The organism is Rhizobium sp. C4 (assembly GCF_021026315.1).
Lineage (GTDB): Bacteria > Pseudomonadota > Alphaproteobacteria > Rhizobiales > Rhizobiaceae > Ensifer_A.
Genome location: NZ_JAJNCX010000047.1, coordinates 1 through 1,206, shown reverse-complemented (window position 1 = coordinate 1,206; position 1,206 = coordinate 1). Strand labels below are relative to the sequence as shown.

1 protein-coding gene is annotated in these 1,206 nt (G+C 59.6%); it reads left to right on the top strand.

All coding sequences use genetic code 11. The features are described from left to right. Positions 1-62 precede the first annotated feature (62 nt). Positions 63-1,206, top strand: a protein-coding gene (locus LQK84_RS25025; RefSeq protein WP_442967026.1) for an IS3 family transposase whose coding sequence is annotated in 2 segments (ribosomal slippage) — positions 63-315 and positions 315-1,206 — 1,145 coding nt annotated over the 2 segments. Because the reading frame shifts where the segments join, the coding sequence is not laid out codon by codon here. This gene is flagged as partial in the annotation.

Genomic DNA, 1,206 nt, shown 5'->3' with positions numbered 1-1,206 from the left:
TGACCTGCCACTGAGAATTTCCTCCAAAATTGATTAGAGTTCGGCCCATTGAGGACGGACTTATGAAGAAGCAGAGATTTACAGAAGAGCAGATTATTGGGGTGCTGCGCGAGCAGGAGGCTGGCGCGAAGGCTGCCGACCTCTGCCGCAAGCATGGAATTTCCGAGGCGACGTTTTACAACTGGAAGGCCAAATACGGCGGCATGGAAGTCTCCGAGGCGAAGCGGCTGAAGGCGCTTGAAGAGGAGAACGCCAAGCTGAAGAAGCTGCTGGCCGAACAGATGTTGGATGTGGCCGCGCTGCGCGAGCTTCTATCAAAAAAATGGTAGGGCCTGCCGCCAAGCGTGACGCCGTCGCGCATCTGAAGGCCATGATGGGCCTCTCGGAGCGTCGGGCCTGCCAGATCGTTTCCGCCGACCGCAAGATGATCCGTTATCAGTCCTGCCGAGCGTCGGAAGACGAACTGCGAACGAAGCTGCGCGACCTCGCCAACCAGCGACGGCGTTTCGGATATCGGAGGCTGTTTATCGTGCTCAGACGAGAGGGAGAACGATCCGGAGTCAACCGCATCTACCGTCTCTATCGCGAGGAAGGGCTATCCGTTCGCAAACGGAAAGCTCGACGACGTGCCGTTGGCACGCGTGCACCGATCCTGGTCGAGGCAAAGGTCAACGCGCGTTGGTCGCTGGATTTTGTCCACGACCAGTTCGCCTGCGGCAGGCGCTTCCGCGTGCTCAACATCGTTGATGACGTCACGCGCGAGTGCCTAGCGGCGATCCCGGACACGTCGATTTCCGGCCGTCGGGTTGCTCGCGAACTGACGACACTGATCGAACGGCGGGGCAAGCCCGGCATGATCGTCTCCGACAATGGCACCGAGTTCACGTCGAATGCGATCCTGGCCTGGTCCAGAGACCACAAGGTCGAATGGCACTATATCGCGCCGGGCAAGCCGATGCAGAACGGCTACATTGAATCCTTCAATGGTCGGATGCGCGACGAGTTGCTCAACGAAAGCCTGTTCTTCGGTCTTCATCACGCCCGCAGCGCCATTGCCGAATGGGTCGACGACTACAACACCTTCCGGCCACACTCGTCGCTCGGATACCAGACCCCGGCAGCCTATGCCGGGACAATCGCCGCAACCAGCTCCAACGCTGCGCAATGTGAAAGCTACGCGTTTCCGCCGGTTGCTCAAGCCGCGCC